The organism is Streptomyces sp. CA2R106 (assembly GCF_037034245.1).
Classification (GTDB): domain Bacteria; phylum Actinomycetota; class Actinomycetes; order Streptomycetales; family Streptomycetaceae; genus Actinacidiphila.
This window is the reverse complement of record NZ_JBAGKC010000033.1, coordinates 13,160-29,106: the sequence shown is the minus strand read 5'-3', so window position 1 is coordinate 29,106 and position 15,947 is coordinate 13,160. Positions and strand designations below refer to the sequence as shown.

The 15,947-nt window shown below is 75.6% G+C and carries 14 protein-coding genes; 9 read left to right on the top strand and 5 right to left on the bottom strand.

Features of this window, described 5'->3' with window-relative positions; translation table 11 throughout:
- The first annotated feature begins 102 nt into the window (after positions 1-102).
- The 3 genes from WA788_RS30830 to WA788_RS30820 all read left to right on the top strand — a co-directional run bounded on the left by WA788_RS30830 (position 103) and on the right by WA788_RS30820 (position 2,806).
- Entirely contained in the window at positions 103-1,029 is a 927-nt protein-coding gene (locus WA788_RS30830) for an NADP-dependent oxidoreductase (RefSeq protein WP_335982971.1), read from the top strand.
- A gap of 15 nt (positions 1,030-1,044) precedes the next feature.
- On the top strand, positions 1,045-1,524 hold the full coding sequence (locus WA788_RS30825; protein WP_335982969.1) for a MarR family winged helix-turn-helix transcriptional regulator: 480 nt from the start codon (positions 1,045-1,047) through the stop codon (positions 1,522-1,524).
- A 175-nt stretch (positions 1,525-1,699) separates the two neighbouring features.
- Positions 1,700-2,806: an alkene reductase gene (locus WA788_RS30820; protein WP_335982967.1), complete on the top strand. Its 1,107-nt coding sequence runs from the start codon at positions 1,700-1,702 to the stop codon at positions 2,804-2,806.
- Here WA788_RS30820 and WA788_RS30815 read toward each other — a convergent pair.
- Positions 2,793-3,239, bottom strand: a complete 447-nt coding sequence (locus tag WA788_RS30815) for a cupin domain-containing protein (RefSeq protein WP_335982965.1) — start codon at positions 3,237-3,239, stop codon at positions 2,793-2,795. The two genes, WA788_RS30820 and WA788_RS30815, sit on opposite strands and share 14 nt — an antisense overlap.
- A 172-nt stretch (positions 3,240-3,411) precedes the next feature.
- Here WA788_RS30815 and WA788_RS30810 point away from each other — a divergent pair, with 172 nt between their 5' ends.
- Complete coding sequence (locus WA788_RS30810; RefSeq protein ID WP_335982963.1) at positions 3,412-3,909, top strand: metallophosphoesterase family protein; 498 nt, start codon at positions 3,412-3,414, stop codon at positions 3,907-3,909.
- 75 nt (positions 3,910-3,984) lie between these two features.
- On the opposite strand, the gene WA788_RS30805 is transcribed toward WA788_RS30810, so the two are convergent.
- From WA788_RS30805 to WA788_RS30790, 4 genes are all read right to left on the bottom strand, one after another.
- The gene (locus WA788_RS30805) at positions 3,985-6,390 is read right to left on the bottom strand and encodes an FUSC family protein (protein ID WP_335982961.1); all 2,406 of its coding nucleotides are present in this window, start codon (positions 6,388-6,390) and stop codon (positions 3,985-3,987) included.
- Between the two features lie 133 nt (positions 6,391-6,523).
- Positions 6,524-7,390, bottom strand: a complete 867-nt coding sequence (locus WA788_RS30800) for a DMT family transporter (RefSeq protein ID WP_335983049.1) — start codon at positions 7,388-7,390, stop codon at positions 6,524-6,526.
- Positions 7,391-7,657: 267 nt separating this feature from the next.
- Positions 7,658-8,236: a GNAT family N-acetyltransferase gene (locus tag WA788_RS30795; protein WP_335982959.1), complete on the bottom strand. Its 579-nt coding sequence runs from the start codon at positions 8,234-8,236 to the stop codon at positions 7,658-7,660.
- Positions 8,237-8,293: 57 nt separating this feature from the next.
- Positions 8,294-9,181 carry a LysR family transcriptional regulator gene (locus tag WA788_RS30790; protein WP_335983047.1) on the bottom strand — a complete coding sequence of 296 codons (888 nt, stop codon included), beginning with the start codon at positions 9,179-9,181 and terminating at the stop codon, positions 8,294-8,296.
- A 271-nt stretch (positions 9,182-9,452) separates the two neighbouring features.
- Between WA788_RS30790 and WA788_RS30785 the strand changes: the two genes are divergently transcribed.
- From WA788_RS30785 to WA788_RS30765, 5 genes are all read left to right on the top strand, one after another.
- The gene (locus WA788_RS30785) at positions 9,453-10,706 is read left to right on the top strand and encodes an MFS transporter (protein WP_335982957.1); all 1,254 of its coding nucleotides are present in this window, start codon (positions 9,453-9,455) and stop codon (positions 10,704-10,706) included.
- 525 nt (positions 10,707-11,231) lie between these two features.
- Entirely contained in the window at positions 11,232-12,368 is a 1,137-nt protein-coding gene (locus tag WA788_RS30780) for an MFS transporter (protein ID WP_335982955.1), read from the top strand.
- A gap of 390 nt (positions 12,369-12,758) precedes the next feature.
- On the top strand, positions 12,759-13,247 hold the full coding sequence (locus tag WA788_RS30775) for a cation:proton antiporter regulatory subunit (protein ID WP_335982952.1): 489 nt from the start codon (positions 12,759-12,761) through the stop codon (positions 13,245-13,247).
- Positions 13,248-13,253: 6 nt separating this feature from the next.
- A complete protein-coding gene (locus WA788_RS30770; RefSeq protein ID WP_335982951.1) occupies positions 13,254-14,726 on the top strand; it encodes a cation:proton antiporter in 1,473 nt (490 codons plus the stop codon).
- A gap of 103 nt (positions 14,727-14,829) precedes the next feature.
- Entirely contained in the window at positions 14,830-15,885 is a 1,056-nt protein-coding gene (locus tag WA788_RS30765; RefSeq protein ID WP_335982949.1) for a PucR family transcriptional regulator, read from the top strand.
- The last annotated feature ends 62 nt before the right edge of the window (positions 15,886-15,947 follow it).

Here is a 15,947-nt window from a genome sequence, read left to right as displayed (position 1 = left end):
CCCGCGAAGCAATTACTTGGCTAGCCACACAATCGGTGCTACTTTTATGTGGCTGGCCACAGAACGTGGCCGGTGAAGCGTCCCCCTGCGAGGAGAGCAGTCATGAAGGCCATCGTTTTCGACACGTTCGGCGGCACCGAGGTCCTGCACGAGGCGGAGGTCGAGGTGCCCCAGCCGGGCCCCGGCCAGGTCCGGGTGCAGGTGAAGGCCGTCGGCGTCAACCCGGTCGACGGCAAGATCCGCGCCGGCGGCATGGAGGCGATCTTCCCCACCACGCTGCCCGCCGTGCCCGGCGGCGAGATCGCCGGCGTGGTGGACGCCGTCGGGGCGGGCGTCGACCACCTGAAGGTGGGCGACGAGGTGCTCGGCTGGTCCGACACCGGCGCCTACGCGCAGTACGCCCTGTCCCCCGCGACCGCCCTCGCGCCCAAGCCGGCCGGGCTGGACTGGACGCACGCCGCGGCCCTGCCGGTGGCGAGCGACGGCGCCGAACGCGTCCTGGACCTGCTCGGCGTCACCGCCGGCGAGACGCTGCTGATCCACGGCGCCTCCGGTGCGCTGGGCACCATCGCCGTCCAACTGGCCGTCGCCCGCGGCGCCCGCGTCCTCGGCACCGCCGGGCCGGGCAACCAGGAGTACGTCGCCTCGCTCGGCGCGACCCCGCTGGTCTACGGGGACCACCTGGTCGAACGGGTCCGCGCACTCGCCCCCGAAGGAGTGGACGCGGTCTTCGACGCCGCGGGCAAGGGCGCGCTGGAGGATTCCCTCACCCTGCGCGGCGGCACCGACCGGATCGTCACCACCGCCGACTTCCGCGCCGCCGAGCTCGGCGTCGTCTTCGCCGAGGGCCCCCAGCGCCGCTCCGGCACGCGTCTCGCCGAGCTGGCGCGGCTGGCCGCCGACGGCACCCTGGTCACCACGATCAGCGCGGTCCACCCGCTCGCGGAGGCGGCACGCGCGCAGCAGGCCAGCGACGCGGGCCACAACCGGGGCAAGATCGTCCTCACCGTCGACTCGACCGTTGCGTGAGGAAAAGAGGCCCCCATGTCGGACACCACCCCGCCGGAGCTGCCGGACACCGCGGGAGCGGGGCCGTTGAGCTACGCCATCTTCCAGCTCGCCCGCACCCACCGCGCCCACGCCGCCGCCATGCTCCGCGCGATGAACCTGCACCCGGGGCAGGAGCTGCTGCTGATGCAGCTCTTCGACCGCGACGGGCGGACCCAGGCGGAACTGCTGGAGCTGGTCGGCCTCGACCACTCCACCGTCTCCAAGTCGCTGCGCCGCATGCAGGAGGCGGGGCTGCTCACCCGGGAGCCCGCCGCCCACGACCGGCGGGTCATGGTGGTCCACCTCACGGACGCCGGGCGCGCCCTGCGGCAGCCCATCGCCGACATGTGGCGGACCCTGGAGCGGGCCTCCGTACGCGACCTGACGCCGGATCAGGTCCGTGAGTTCACCGCCTGCGCGCACATCATCGAGAAATCGGTCCGGGACCACGACCGACAGCCGCCCGCCGCGTAGGCGGGGGCGACACGTCCGGCCGATCGGCCGGCACCCGCCACGCCCGGTGCGGAGGGAGGGCCTGCCTCAGGGCAGCCCTCGCCGCCCGGGCGGGGAACCCCGAAGAACCCCCCTCCCGCCGGCGAACGGCGGGCCCGCATACCCGACATTTCATGACCGCAAGGAGCTCTCCGCCATGCCGAACCCCTTCTCCCCCGTCGACGTCGCCGGCCGGCAGCTGGCCAACCGCATCGTGATGGCGCCGATGACCCGCAGCCGGGCCTACGGGCCGGGCGCCACCCCCACCGACCTGATGGCGGCGTACTACAGCCAGCGCGCGAGCGCCGGCCTCATCGTCACCGAGGGGATACAGCCCTCACCGGTCGGCCAGGGCTACCCCGACACACCGGGCCTGCACACACCGGAACAGGTCAGCGCCTGGCGGGAGGTCACCGGCGCCGTCCACCGCGCGGGCGGGGTGATCTTCGCGCAGCTCATGCACACCGGACGTATCGGCCACCCCAGCCTGCTCCCCGACGGCCTGGTCCCGGTGGCGCCCTCGCCCGTCGCCGCGAAGGGCCAGGTCTTCACCCACCAGGGCCCGCAGGACTTCGTCACGCCGCGGGAACTGGACGCCGACGGCATCGCCCGCACCGTCGCCGACTTCGCCGACGCGGCCCGCAACGCGATCGCCGCCGGCTTCGACGGGGTGGAGATCCACGGCGCGAACGGCTACCTGATCCACCAGTTCCTCGCGCCCAACACCAACCACCGCACCGACGAGTGGGGCGGTGACGCCGCCGGCCGCGTCCGCTTCGGCCTGGCGGTGGCCGAGGCCGTCGCCGCGGCGATCGGCGGCCACCGCACCGGCTTCCGGGTCTCGCCCGGCAACCCCTACAACGACATCGCCGAGCAGGACCCGGCCGACGTGCAGCGCACCTACACCGCGCTGCTCACCGGGCTCGGCGCACTGGACCTCGCCTACCTGCACGTGATCGGCGGGCCCGACCAGGAGCTGACCGCACGCCTGCGCGCCGCCTGGCCCGGCGCCTTCGTCCTCAACCCGTTCACCCATCCGCAGTCCACCGGGCCGGACGCCCTGGCCCTCGTCGAGGACGGCAGCGCGGACCTGATCGCCTTCGGGGCGCTCTTCCTCGCCAACCCCGACCTGCCCGCGCGGCTGGCCGCCCAGGGCCCCTACAACACCCCGGACCCGGCCACCTTCTACGGCGGCGACCACCGCGGCTACACCGACTACCCGTCCCTCGCCCCGCGCGACGCGGCAGCGGTCAGCTCCGGCTGAGCAGGGCGAAGTCGGCGAAGTCGAAGCCGGGCGTGACCACGCAGCTGACCAGCACGTCGCGGTCGGCGGCCGGCTCGGCGCGCTGCCAGGAGCCGGCCGGCACCGCGAGGTGGAAGCAGGGGTCGGCGCCGGGCGGCGGGTCGGGGCTCAGCAGGTGCTCGGTGACGGTGGTGGGGGCGGGCCCCGGCGGGCTGGTGTGGAGCCGCAGCGGGCCGCCGTACTGCCAGAACCACACCTCGTCGGAGGCGACGTTGTGCCACTCGTTGCGGCCGCCGGGGGCGAGCAGGTAGTGGATCATCGTCGCGGAGGCGCGGGACCCGCCGCCCGCGGGGTGCCGTACGGGCACCGGCGAGGTGTAGATCCTGCGGTACCAGCCGCCCGCCGGGTGCGGGCTCAGCCCCAGGGTCCGGGCGAGTTCGGGTACGTGCGGCATCTTTCGACCCCATTCGGCTACGTCGGGTGCGCCCCATTGTGGGGCACGCGTCCCCGCCGGCCCGCGTGCCCGGCCCGGACCGCGGGCCGGACATGGCACGATCGGGGTACTCCGCCCCGCACCCCATCCCCATCCCACCGCCGCCTACGGACACCCGCGAGGGAGGCCCGCCATGCGCCTGCTGCTCACCACCGACACGCACGTGCCCCGGCGGGCCCGGGAGCTGCCGCCGGCGCTGCTCGCCGAGGTCGACGCCGCCGACGCCGTCCTGCACGCGGGCGACTGGGTGGACACCGCGACGCTCGACCTGCTGGAGGCGCGGGCGCGGCGGCTGGTCGCGGTGTACGGCAACAACGACGGCCCGCAACTGCGGGCGCGGCTGCCGGAGGTGGCCCGGGTACGGCTCGGCGGCGTCCGTTTCGCGGTCGTGCACGAGACGGGCCCGGCGCGCGGGAGGGAGGAGCGCTGTGCGCGGCTCTTCGACGACGCCGACGTCCTGGTCTTCGGGCACAGCCACATCCCGTGGGACACGGTGGCCGCGAACGGGCTGCGGCTGCTCAACCCGGGTTCGCCGACCGACCGGCGGCGCGAGCCGTACCGCACGTACATGACGGCCGAGGCGGCGGACGGGACCCTGTCGGACGTACGGCTGCACCGCCTGGCGCCGTAAAGGCGCCACGACGCCGCCCCTCCCCCGCACCGCCCGCCATCAAGGGCGCCCGGGCGTACGGCCTTCAGCGGCGGTTCAGGTCGCCGGGCCGGCCGAGGGCGCCGAACTGCTCCCGCCCGCCCCGTCACCCGCGCCCGCCCGCGGCTTCGTACCGTCGTCGGCCATCGGCGCCCGCAGCGGCCGGGCCAGCGCGGTGATGCCCTCGTCGAGGCGCTGGAGGTGGCGCAGGACCCGGTAGGTGACGGTGCCCGAGCGCACATGGGCGCCGCCCGAGTCCTCCAGCATGGCCGCGATGCTCGGCCCGCTGCGCACCTCGGGCCGGCGCGGCGGCGCGCCCTTGCCCTTGCCGCCCTGCGGCCGGCCGCCCTCCCCCGGCTCCGGGACGGGCGCGGCGGCGAGCGCGAGCGCCCGCTCCTTCGGGGTCTCCTGCTCCTCGACGTGGCTGATGAGCGCGTCGATGTTGTGCGCGATCCGCGGGCCGACCGCGGCGAGCCGGGGGTCGGCGGCCACGCTCCTGCTGTACGGCACCAGTTCGGCGGTCGCCGCCAGCGAACGCGCGTGGTAGGCGCAGGTCTCCAGCAGGGCGACGAGGTAGCGGGCGGTGCGGCGGCGGACCCGCAGCGGGGTGATCGGGTAGGTGAGCGGGCTGGTGGAGCGGCGCAGGGCGTCCAGCGCGCTGTCGAGGTCGCGGGACATGTCGACGAGGTCCACGGCGGGGCCGCCGCCGAGCTGGTCCACGGCGGCCACCGACACGTCGCGCAACCGGGTCAGCACGGTGACGAGTTGGGCGTCGGTGTGCTCGTCGGTGTGGATGGGCAGCACCAGCACCGCGGCGATCACCCCGCACGCGGCGCCGAGCGCCGTCTCCTCGATCCGCAGCACCAGCACCGACAGGCTGTAGGTGTGCAGCAGGGTGTAGAGCAGCCCGAGCATGGCGGTGACGAAGAACGACATCAGCGTGTACGACACCGGCGCGGTGAAGAACATCCCGAAGATGCAGACCAGGACGAGCGCGAACGCCGTCCAGGTGTGGTGGCCGACCGCGCCGGCGAGCAGGACGCCGGCGACCACGCCGCAGATGGTGCCGATCAGCCGGCGGTAGCCCTTGACCAGGATCTCGGCGGTGGAGGAGGTGTTGAGGAACACCACCCAGCAGGTCAGGACGGCCCAGTACCAGCGCTGCGAGGACAGGAACTCGCCGCCCAGGACGGCCAGCGCGGAGCCGGTGGCGACCTGGAAGGCGGCCCGGGTGCTGGGGCGGTCCAGCCCGGCGCGGGCGGCGGGCGCGGTGTCCTCGGCCAGCGCCAGGTCCTCGGCGTCGAACTCCTCGCGGGAGCGGACGGTCTCGGGGGCGTCGTCGGAGTCGTCGCCGGGGCCGTCCAGGGCCATCCGCAGGCCGAGGACGGCGCGGGCGGCCTCGCCGATCCCGCGGAAGGCGTCCTGGACCGCGGGGGTGGCACGCGGCAGGTTCGCGTCGTCGCGGTAGGACAGCAGGCGGTTGCGCAGGTGGACGACGGCGGTGCCGAGGTCGTTGCCGGACAGCCGGGCGACGAGCAGTTGGAGGGCGCGCACCTCCTTGCGGAGGGTCTGCACGGCGTCGTCCTCGTCGCCGAGCCGGCGCACGGGCGCCGGCAGCGGGGCGTTCGGCAGGTGCAGGGTGAGGGTGTCGGCGCGGCCGGCGCCGCGGGTGTTGAGCAGCAGGATGCCGAGGCGTTCGGCGGCGATCTCGGCGTCCACGACGCGGCGTTGGAGCTGGTTGGCGACCGCCGGGTCGGAGGTGCCGTCCTCCAGCCGGTTCTGGATCATCAGGGCCGTCTCGTGCAGCCGCGCGGTGTCCTTGCGCAGGTCGGCGACGGCGTTGTCCAGCCGGTCCGGGGGCGCCTCCAGCACCTCCAGCTGGGTGGCGACGAGTTGCGCGGTGCGCGCGCGGAACGCCTGCCGCAGCCGGCGCAGGACCCGCTCGGGCGTCTCGGGCACGAACGCGAAGCGGGTCAGCGCGCTGCACACGAAGGCGACGGCCAGGGTGCGGCACAGCCCGGGCAGGTCGGCGGTGGTGGCGTGCACGAACAGCGAGACGAAGTACACCTGGAAGCTGATCATGCCGACGGCGGTGTAGCGGTCGCCGAACCGGCGCACGTACGCGGCGACGAAGATCAGCAGCACGAAGAAGATGTCGCCGACCACGACGTGCGGGTTGAGCACCGCGCCCAGCGACATCGAGGCGAGTGCGGCGGGCAGCCCGAGCGCGAGGGTGACGGCCTGGTCGGCGACGCGCTTGTCCCGGATGGCGAACGTGGAGACCATCGCCGTTATCGCGCCCGCGACCAGCTGCGGGACCGGGGTGTCCATCGCGGCGAGGACCAGCAGGGCCAGGCCGATCGAGCCGACCGTGCGCAGGCCCGCCATCAGCCGCAGCAGCCCGGGGTCGGAGGCCGAGTAGCGGTCCCACAGGTCCGTGAGCGCCCTTCGTGTCCCTGTCATCGCCACTGTCGTGTTCCCTCGGGTGTTCGACCATGCCCAGCATCGCATGCGCGGGCCGCGCTCCCGCGCGCGGCACCCCGTGACCTCGGCGCGGCCCCCGGCGCGGTACGGCGCCCGCGCCGCCGGCCGGCGGCTACTTCGTCCCCAGTTCGCGGGTGAGCGCGACGGACTTCGAGAGGTAGACGGTGCCGGTGACGACCATGGCCACGCCGAGGAGTTCGGGGACGAACCACCAGCCGGTGCGGATCTGCTCGGCGTACACGGTCAGGCCGAGCAGCAGGCTCAGGGTCGCGTCGCCCAGGGTCAGGGCGGGTTGGGAGGCGGCGATGGAGCCGGACTGGAGGGAGTTCTCCAGCAGGAAGACCGCCGCGATGCCGCACAGCGCGAAGCCGTAGGTCTGCCAGGCCGCGAGGAAGGCGCCGAAGCCGTGGGCGGAGAAGGTGTTGGCGGCGGACTTCATCAGCGCGGCGGTCAGCGCGTTGGCCGCCGCGGCGGCGACACCGAGCAGCGCGGCCCGGGTCGGACCGCTGCGGCGGTGCCGGGCCAGGGCCACCGCGGCCAGCGTGAAGCCGCCCACCCCGGCGACCGCCGGCACCCAGCGGGCCAGCGACGCCTGGTCGGTGCCGCCGTCGGGTGCGGCGCAGGCCAGCGCGATCGCCAGCCCGAGCACCATGCAGGCCACGGCGAGCCAGGCCCGGGTGGGCAGGCTGCGGCCCAGCACCGGCATCGCGATCAGCAGTGCGAAGGGCAGTTCGAGCACGAACACCGGTTGGGCGAGCGCGAGCGGGCCGGTGACCAGCGCGAGCGCCTGGAACAGCGCGGCGAAGGCCACCCCGCAGATGCCCAGCAGCCACACCGTCTGGTGCAGCATGTCCACCAGCAGCCGGAAGCGCATCGCGTCCTCCGCGGGCACCCGCAGCGCGGCCTTGCGTTGGAGGACGGTGCCGGCCGCGTTGCTGGCGGCGCCGAGCAGCGCGAAGAGCACACACAGCACCAGCAGGGCGGACCTCCCGCAGCGTCACCCACGGTCCTGCCCGCGGGCGGGGCCGTACTCGAAGCGGCGCCGAGGCGGCGGGCGCCGTACCGGCGGATATGCACGCCCGACGTTACCCGCGCCGCACCGCCTCGACCGGTGCCGACATGCCGCGCTGCCCGGCCGCACCCGTTCGCCGCCGGGCCGTACCGGACCCGTTCGCCGCCGGGCCGTACCGGTCCGTACCGGGACGGCGCAGGTCCGTACCGGTTGGCCGCCGGGCCGGCGCGGGGATCAGCTCGGTATGGGGCCGGGGGCGCCGGGCGCGGTGAGGTCGACCCGCCAGTCGTTGCAGGTGATGGGGTGGCCCTTGGGGTACTCGAAGGCGACCTCTCCGAGGAGGGTGAAGCCGGCGCGGCGGCACACGCCGTTGGACGCCGGGTGATCGACGGACGGGTAGGCGTGCAGGTGGCGGCGGTTGCCGAGGGCGGCGGCGCGGCCGACCACGGCCCGGGCGGCCGCTGCCGCCACACCGCGGCCCTGGAACTCGGGCAGCACGCCCCAACCGGTCTCGTAGACCGCCTCGTCCTGCCACACCCGGCCCCAGAAGCCGATGCTGCCCATCACCTCGCCGTGTATGTCCGGGCCCGGGTCGGCCTCGATCACGTACATCCGGCCGCCGTCGCCCCCGAGCCGCAGATACCGCTCATGGCGCTGGAGCACCTGCTCCTCGCCCTCGGGGCCGCCGAGGTGCGCGGTCATCTCCGGCTCGTTCGCCCGCCTCAGTACCCACAGGTCATCGGCCGCCCACTCCCGCAGCCGCACCGCCACCGGCGCCGCCGCCCGTCCCGTCTCCACCCGTTTCTCACCCATACCCGCACATTACGCCGACCCTCTGACAACGGCCCCTGACCAGCGCGAACGCCGTACTCACCGCGGCAGCAGGGTGCCTTTGCGGCCCAGCAAGAACGCCTTGAAGGCCGCGACCGGCGCGCTGTCGCGCTGTCCGTCCAGCCAGGCCACGCCGATCTCGCGGACGGCGCGCTGCCCGATCAGGTCGAGTTCGGTGACGCCGGGCCTCGGGACGGCGGGCGGCGGCAGCAGCGCCACCCCGAGCCCGGCCGCGACCAGCCCGCGCAGCGTCTCCGCCTCCTCCCCCTCGAACGCGACGCGCGGCGCGAACCCGGCCTCGGCGCACAGCGCGTCGGTGATGCGGCGCAGCCCGTACCCGGTCTCGAGGGTGACGAACGGTTCGGCGGCCGCCTCCGCGAGCCGGACCCGGCGCCGCCGGCCGAGGCGGTGCCCGGCGGGCACCACCAGCCGCAGCCGCTGCTCGTCCAGCCGCCTGACGACCAGGCCGGGCCCGGCGGGCAGCGGCGAGGTCAGGCACAGGTCGAGGGCGCCGGCGCGGAGCCGTTCGAGCATGGCCTCGCCGTAGGTCTGCACGAGGTGGAAGCGGACCCGGGGGTGGTCGGCGCGGAAGGCGCGCAGCAGGGCGGGGACGGTCTCGGGGCCGAGGGTGTGGAGGAAGCCGAACGCGACGCGGCCGCTGCCGGGGTCGGCGTCCGCGCGGACCTCCTCGGCGGACCGCTCCACCTCCGCGAGGGCGCGTTCGGCGGCCTGCTGGAAGGCGCGGCCGGCGCGGGTCAGCCGCAGGCTGCGGCCTTGGCGGGCGAAGAGGGTCACGCCGAGGTCGGCCTCCAGCCGGGCGACGGCCCGGCTGAGCGTGGACTGCGGCATGCCGAGGCGGTCGGCGGCCCGGGTCATGTGGGACTCGCGGGCGACCGCGGCGAACTGCGCCAGGCGCGGGGCGAGCAAGACCGGCCAGGCGCCGGCGGCGAGTTCGGCCTGGGCGGTGGGTTCGGCCGGTGCGGTGGGTTCGGCGGGTTCGGCTTGCGCGGCGGGTTCGGCTTGCGCGGGGGGCGTCGCGGGCGCGGCCGGGCCGCCGTCCTCCGTCCCGCCCGGGAGATCTTTGCCGCTGCCGGTCGTCACGGAAGTCCCCTTCGTCCTGTGCTGATGCGCTGACGGATCGATTCTTCCGTATCCATGCATTGGACGCATGCAAAGCGGGCGGCCTAGCGTCGCCGCCATGGACCCCGCAGATACCGGCGCGGCCGTACCGCGTACGGGTGCCGCACCCGCCGCCGCCACTGCCGCCACGGCCGCCCCCGCCGACGACCGGCTGCGGGCCGGGACCCGCGCCTACCGCCGGGCGAACCTCGCCCTGTTCGCGGCGGGACTGGCCACCTTCGCGCTGCTGTACTCCACGCAGGCGCTGCTGCCCGCGCTGTCGGCGGGGCTGTCGCTGTCCCCGGCGCAGGCGAGCCTGACGGTGTCGGCGAGCACCGGCGCGCTGGCGGTCGCCCTGCTGCCGGCGAGCGCGCTCAGCGAGAAGTACGGGCGGACGCGGGTGATGACGGTCTCGGTGTTCACCGCGTCCCTGCTGGCCCTCGCAGTGCCCTTCGCGCCGGACCTCGCGGTGCTGGTCGCGCTGCGTACGCTCCAGGGGCTGGCCCTGGCCGGGCTGCCGGCCACGGCCATGGCGTACCTCGCGGAGGAGGTCCACCCCTCCGCGGTGCCCTCGGCGATCGGCCTGTACGTCGCCGGGAACTCCATCGGCGGGATGAGCAGCCGGGTCGCGGGCGGCGCCCTCGCGCAGGCGTACGGCTGGCGCACCGCCCTGCTCGCGGTCGGCGTCACCGCGCTCGCCTGCGCCGTCGTCTTCCGCCTGCTCGCCCCGCCCGCACGGCACTTCACGCCCGGGTCGATCTCCCCGGCGGCGCTCGGGCGTACGGTCGCCGGGCACCTGAGGGACGGGCGGCTGCGGCGGCTGTACGCGGTCGGGCTGCTGTTCATGGCCGTGTTCGGGGCGGTCTACACGGTGCTCGGGTACCGGCTGACCGCCGCGCCGTATGCGCTGTCGCAGTCCGCGGTCGGTGCGGTGTTCCTGGTGTACCTGGTCGGTACGGGTACCTCGGCGGCGTCCGGGGCGCTCAGTTCGCGGGTGGGGCGGCGCGGGGCCTTCGCGGTGGCGCTCGCGCTGTGCGGGGGCGGGGTGGCGGTGACGCTGGCGCGGCCGCTGGGGGCGGTGCTGGTCGGGCTGGTGCTTATTACCGGGGGGTTCTTCATCGGGCATGCCGTCGCGTCGGGTGCGGTCAGCCGTACGGCGGTGCGGGGGCGGGCGCAGGCGTCGGCTCTGTATTTGACGGCGTACTACGTCGGGAACAGCCTCGGCGGGACGGTTGGCGCCGCGGCGTATCACCTGGCCGGGTGGGGCTCTACGGCTCTCGTCGCCCTTCTCGCGCTTCTCCTCGCTGTCCCCGCGGTGGGGCGGCGCCCCTGACCCCCCGCCCGGGTTCGTCCTGCCGGTTCCGGGACCACCTCGCGGTGGTGGGCTGGTCGCGCAGTTCCCCGCGCCCCTGCCGACCCGCCGCCTTGCTTACGGCCGCACCCCGGCCTGCGCCCGGTGGACCGTTGCGCGCGCAGTTCCCCGCGCCCCTGCCGACCCGCCGCCTTGCTTACGGCCGCACCCGGCCAGCGGCCGGTGGCCCCTGCGGAAACCCGCCGTCGTGGATGCGGCCGCACCCCGGCCTGCGCCCGGTGGACCGTTGCGCGCGCAGTTCCCCGCGCCCCTGCCGACCCGCCGCCTTACTTGCGGACCGCACCCCGGCCAGCGGCCGGGGGCCCCTGCGGACGGCCGTTGTCGTGGATGCGGCCGGGGGGTAGGTTCGGGGGATGTTCTTCCTCTGTGTGTAGGGCGCTTGGTGTGTGAGACGGGCCAAGTCGCTGCGCGTTTCAGGGGATAGTCATGTCTTCGCAAGGTCAGGTGGCGTCGTATGGCGCCGTTTTTCGGTTGCCGGATGCACGGGTGGCGTTCGGGGCCGCGTTGGTGGGGCGTCTGGGTTACGGGATGCTCGGGGTGGCGCTGCTGTTGGAGTTGAGTGCGGGTGGGGGGTCGCTGGCGCGGGGCGGGTTGCTGGCGACGGGGTTCGGGACGGTGTCGGTGGTGCTGGGCCCGGCCCGGGCGGATCTGGTGGACCGCTGGGGGGCGGGTAGGGCGCTGCCGGCGCTGGCCGCTCCGTTCGCGGGGGCGCTGCTGACGCTGGCGTGCCGCGGGGGGTCGACGAACACCGCGGCGCTCGGCCTGCTGGTGGCGGCGGGCGGTGCGACCTGCCCGCCGCTGGGGCCGACGATGCGGGCCGTGTGGGGCGCGCTGGCGCCGCAGGAGGCGCTGCTGCAACGGGCGTTCGGGCTCGACACGGTCGCGGAGGAGGTGCTGTTCCTGGTGGGCCCGCCGCTGGCGGTGGCGCTGGACCCGGCGCGGGCGCTGGCGGTGGCGGCGGTGCTGGTGGCCGCGGGGGCGTGCGCGCTGGCGGCGGCCCCGGCGACGCGGCTGCTGGCGGCGGGGGGCTCCGGTGGGGCACGGCCTGCGCGGGCGCGGTCGGGGCCGCTGTCGGCGGGGGGCGCGGGGGTGCGGCGCGCGGCGGTGGCGGCGCTGGCGGTGGGGGTGTGCCTGGGAGCCGTCGACCTGTACGTCCTCGCGTGCGCGCGGCAGGCGCACCACGCGGGCGCCGTGGGGTGGGTGCTGGCCGGGCAGTCGGCGGGCAGCGTGGTGGGCGGGCTGGTCAACGGGCGGCTGCGGTGGCGGCGTCCGGCTCCGGCGCGGCTGCCGCTGCTCCTGGCGGGGTTGGCCGCCCTGCTGTGCGTGGACGCGGTGGCGGCGGGCTCGCTGCCGTGGCTGGCCGGGTGCGTGGCGGCGACGGGCACGCTGCTGGCGCCGACGCTGTCGACGGCGTACCTGGCCGCGGCGCGTACGGCGCCGGAGGGTGCGGCGGCGCGGGCGACGGGGTGGGTGAACTCGGCGGTGAACGCCGGTTCGTCGGCGGGTGGGGCGCTGGCGTCGGCACTGGTGGGTGCCCATGTGCTGCCGGTCGGGTTCCTGGCGACGGGGGCAGTGGTGGGGTTGTGTGCGTTCGGTGCGGGTGAGCGCGGGCGCAATGGGTGAGTACACGGACGTACGCACGAATTGACCCATTACTTCATGCGGTACAATTCTTTACCTGCCACATACCAACGGCGGGTGAGCGGAAGGGATGGCGGTATGGCTCGGTACGACTCGACCACCGCGCTCGCGTCCGCCGTTCCGTGCGGGTGTGCGCCACGCGACCGGGTGCCCGATATCGGCGCCTGAGGTCCGCGCAGCCGCGGGCCCTGGCGCCCCGCACCCTTCCCCCACCCGGCGGGCCGGTACGGCCGGGACCGTATTCCGGCGCGGCGTCCGCGGCCGCCGCCGGACGGCCGGCCGGTCCGTGCCGTACGGACGTGCCGGTCACCCGCGCCCGGCACGTCGGCACGCACCACCCCGTCCCCACCCCCGTACGCCTTGGAGCACGCCATGGGCCTGTCGGCTCGCCTTCGCAAGACCCCGCTGCCCGGTGTCGGCAGCCGCTACGACCTCGACACCGACGCCGGCGGGCACCTGTCGGTCGTCGTCCACCAGGACGGGCGCCGGGAGTTGGCGCTGCGCGACCCGGCGGACGAGGACGCGTGCGCCGGCGCCGTCCCGCTGACCGAGGCCGAGGCGGGCGCGCTGGCCCGGCTGCTGCTGCCGGACCCGGTGGCGAAGCTGCGCCGCGCGCAGGTCGGCATCGACCTGGTCACCGAGCGGATCGAGATCGACAGCCGGTCGCCGTACGCCGGGCGCACGCTCGGCGCCACCCAGGCCCGTACCCGGACGGGCGCGTCGATCGTCGCGGTGCTGCGGCGGACCTCGGCGCACCCGTCGCCGGCGCCCGACTTCCGCTTCGCGCTCGGGGACACGCTCGTCGTCGTAGGCACCCGCGAGGGCGTGGACGCCGTCGCCGAACTGATCACCGGAGGATAGCCGCCCGTGCACAACACGACGTCCATGCTCGTCGAACTCGGGGCGATCATCCTCGCCCTGGGACTGCTCGGCCGGTTCGCCGGCCGGGTGGGTTTCTCCCCGATCCCCCTCTACCTGCTCGCCGGGCTCGCCTTCGGCCAGGGCGGGATACTCCCGCTGGACGCGAGCGAGGACTTCGTCGCCACCGGCGCCGAGATCGGCGTCGTCCTGCTGCTGCTCCTGCTCGGCCTGGAGTACAGCGCGTCCGAACTGGTCACCAGCCTGCGCACGCAGTACCCCTCCGGCGCGGTGGACTTCGTGCTCAACGCGGTGCCCGGCGCGGCCGCCGCCCTGCTGCTGGGCTGGGGCCCGGTCGCCGCGGTGGCGCTGGCCGGCGTCACCTGGATCTCCTCCTCGGGCGTCATCGCGAAGGTGATGCGCGACCTGCGCCGGCTCGGCAACCGCGAGACCCCCGTCATCCTGGGCGTGCTGGTCATCGAGGACCTGGCGATGGCGCTGTACCTGCCGATCCTCACCGCGCTGCTGGCCGGCGCGGGCCTGGCCGGCGGCACCGTGACGCTGCTCATCTCGCTGGGCACGGTCGGCGCGGTGCTCTACCTGGCGCTGCGGCACGGCCGGTTGATCAGCCGCGCGGTCTCCTCCGACAACCCCGAGATGCTGCTGCTGGTGGTGCTCGGCCTGACCCTGCTGGTCGCGGGCGTCGCCGAACGCCTCCAGGTCTCCGCGGCCGTGGGCGCGTTCCTGGTCGGCATCGCGCTGTCCGGTGACGTCGCCGAGGGCGCGAGCAATCTGCTCACCCCGCTGCGCGACCTGTTCGCCGCCGTGTTCTTCGTCTTCTTCGGGCTGTCCACGGTGCCCGCCGACATCCCGCCGGTGCTGGTCCCCGCGCTGCTCCTGGCACTGGTCACCACCGCGACCAAGGTCGGCACCGGCTGGTTCGCCGCCAAGCGCGCCGGTATCAAGGCGCCCGGCCGATGGCGGGCCGGCGGCACCCTGGTCGCCCGCGGCGAGTTCTCCATCGTGATCGCCGGCCTCGCGGTCGCCACCGAGCCGCGGATCGGGCCGCTCGCGACCGCCTACGTCCTGATCCTGGTGATCCTCGGGCCGGTCAGCGCCCGCTTCACCGAGCCCCTGGCCCGCCGGGTCACCGCCCGCTTCCCCGGCCGCGCGGCGCAGCCCGCCCTGGGCGGAGCGGGCGGTCCGGTCGGCGCGGTCGGCGCGGCCGGCGGCGAGGGCGCGACCGGCGTCGGCGTGGGCACGGAGACCGACGTCGAGATCGACTCGGAGTTCGACGGCGTCCTGGACGCTGGGCTGGACGGCGGGCTGGACAGCGCCATCGGCGACGGGCTGGACGAGGGGTTCGGCGACGGACCGGGCGGTGAACTCGACGGTGAACTCGACAACGGCATCGAGGGCGACGAGGACGGCGGCGTCGGTCCCGACCGCGGCGGCCCCAGGACCGCGCGCGCCAAGGGCTGACCCGCACCCGCCCGCCGCCGGGCCGTACGCACCGCACCGCACCCGGCGGCCCGACCCCACCTGCCCACCCACCCCAGCGGCACCGGCAACGATCGGGGGCACCATGACCGTGGACAACCTGCCGAAGACCTTCCTGACCGGCTACGCGGAGATCCTGCTGAAGGCATCGGCGACCGGGCGCCGGCTCACCCGGGAGGAACTCAGGCGCCACCGCGCGCTCGGCGCGCAGGCGGCGGAGGCGGGCTGCGACTGGCGGCAGATCCTGCGCGAGCACCTCGCGGCCGGACGGGTCGTGCGGCCCCGCTCGGCCGCGGACCTCGACGGCGTGCTGGCCACCGTGGGCCAGGCCCTGGACGCCTTCGCCGACGGCTACCAGCGGGCCCAGCGCGCGGCGGCGCACCGCCACGACGCGGCCCGGCGGGAGTTCATCGACGGCCTGCTGTCCGGCGCCTTCGACCCCGAGCAACTGGCCGCCGGCGCCGAGCGGTTCGGCCTCCAGCTGTCGTACGCGCACGGCACCGCGGTCGCGGTCGGCCCGGAGGCGTACGGCGACGGGCACCCGGTGGTGCGGCAGGTCGGCGCCGAGACCCTGGGCCGGTTCGGAAACCGCGGGGTGCTGCTCGCCGCCGTGGACGGCGCGCTGGTGTGCGTGGCGCCCGGCGGGCAGGACGAGGTGCTGGCCCACTTCGCGGACCGGGCGGTCGCCGCCGGCGCGCTGCGGGTGGCGGTCGGCCGGGCGCAGCCGGGTGCCGCGGGCTGCGCGCGCTCCTACCGCGAGGCGCTGGGCGTGCTGTCGGTGGCGGAGCGGATGGAGTTCGAGGAGCGGGTGCTGCACGCGGCGGACCTGCTGGTCTTCCCGGTGCTGACCAGGGACCGGCAGGCGCTGGCCGACCTGGTGCGGACACTGCTGGGCCCGCTGGAGCAGGCGCGCGGCGGCGCCCGTCCGCTGCTGCGCACCCTGGAGGTCTACTTCGACGCGGGCTGTGTGACGGCCGAGGCGGCGCGGCGGCTGTCGCTGAGCGTGCGCGCGCTGAGCTACCGGCTGCACCGGGTGCGGCTGCTGACGGGCGCGGACCCGGCCGACCCCCGCCACCGGTACGCGCTCCAGACCGCGGTGATCGGCGCGCGCCTGCTCGACTGGCCGCGGGAGGAGCCCTGACGGCCCGTCCGGCGGGGCCGTCAGGGCGGCCGGCCGGGCGGGCGGGCGGCGGGTTTCCGCAG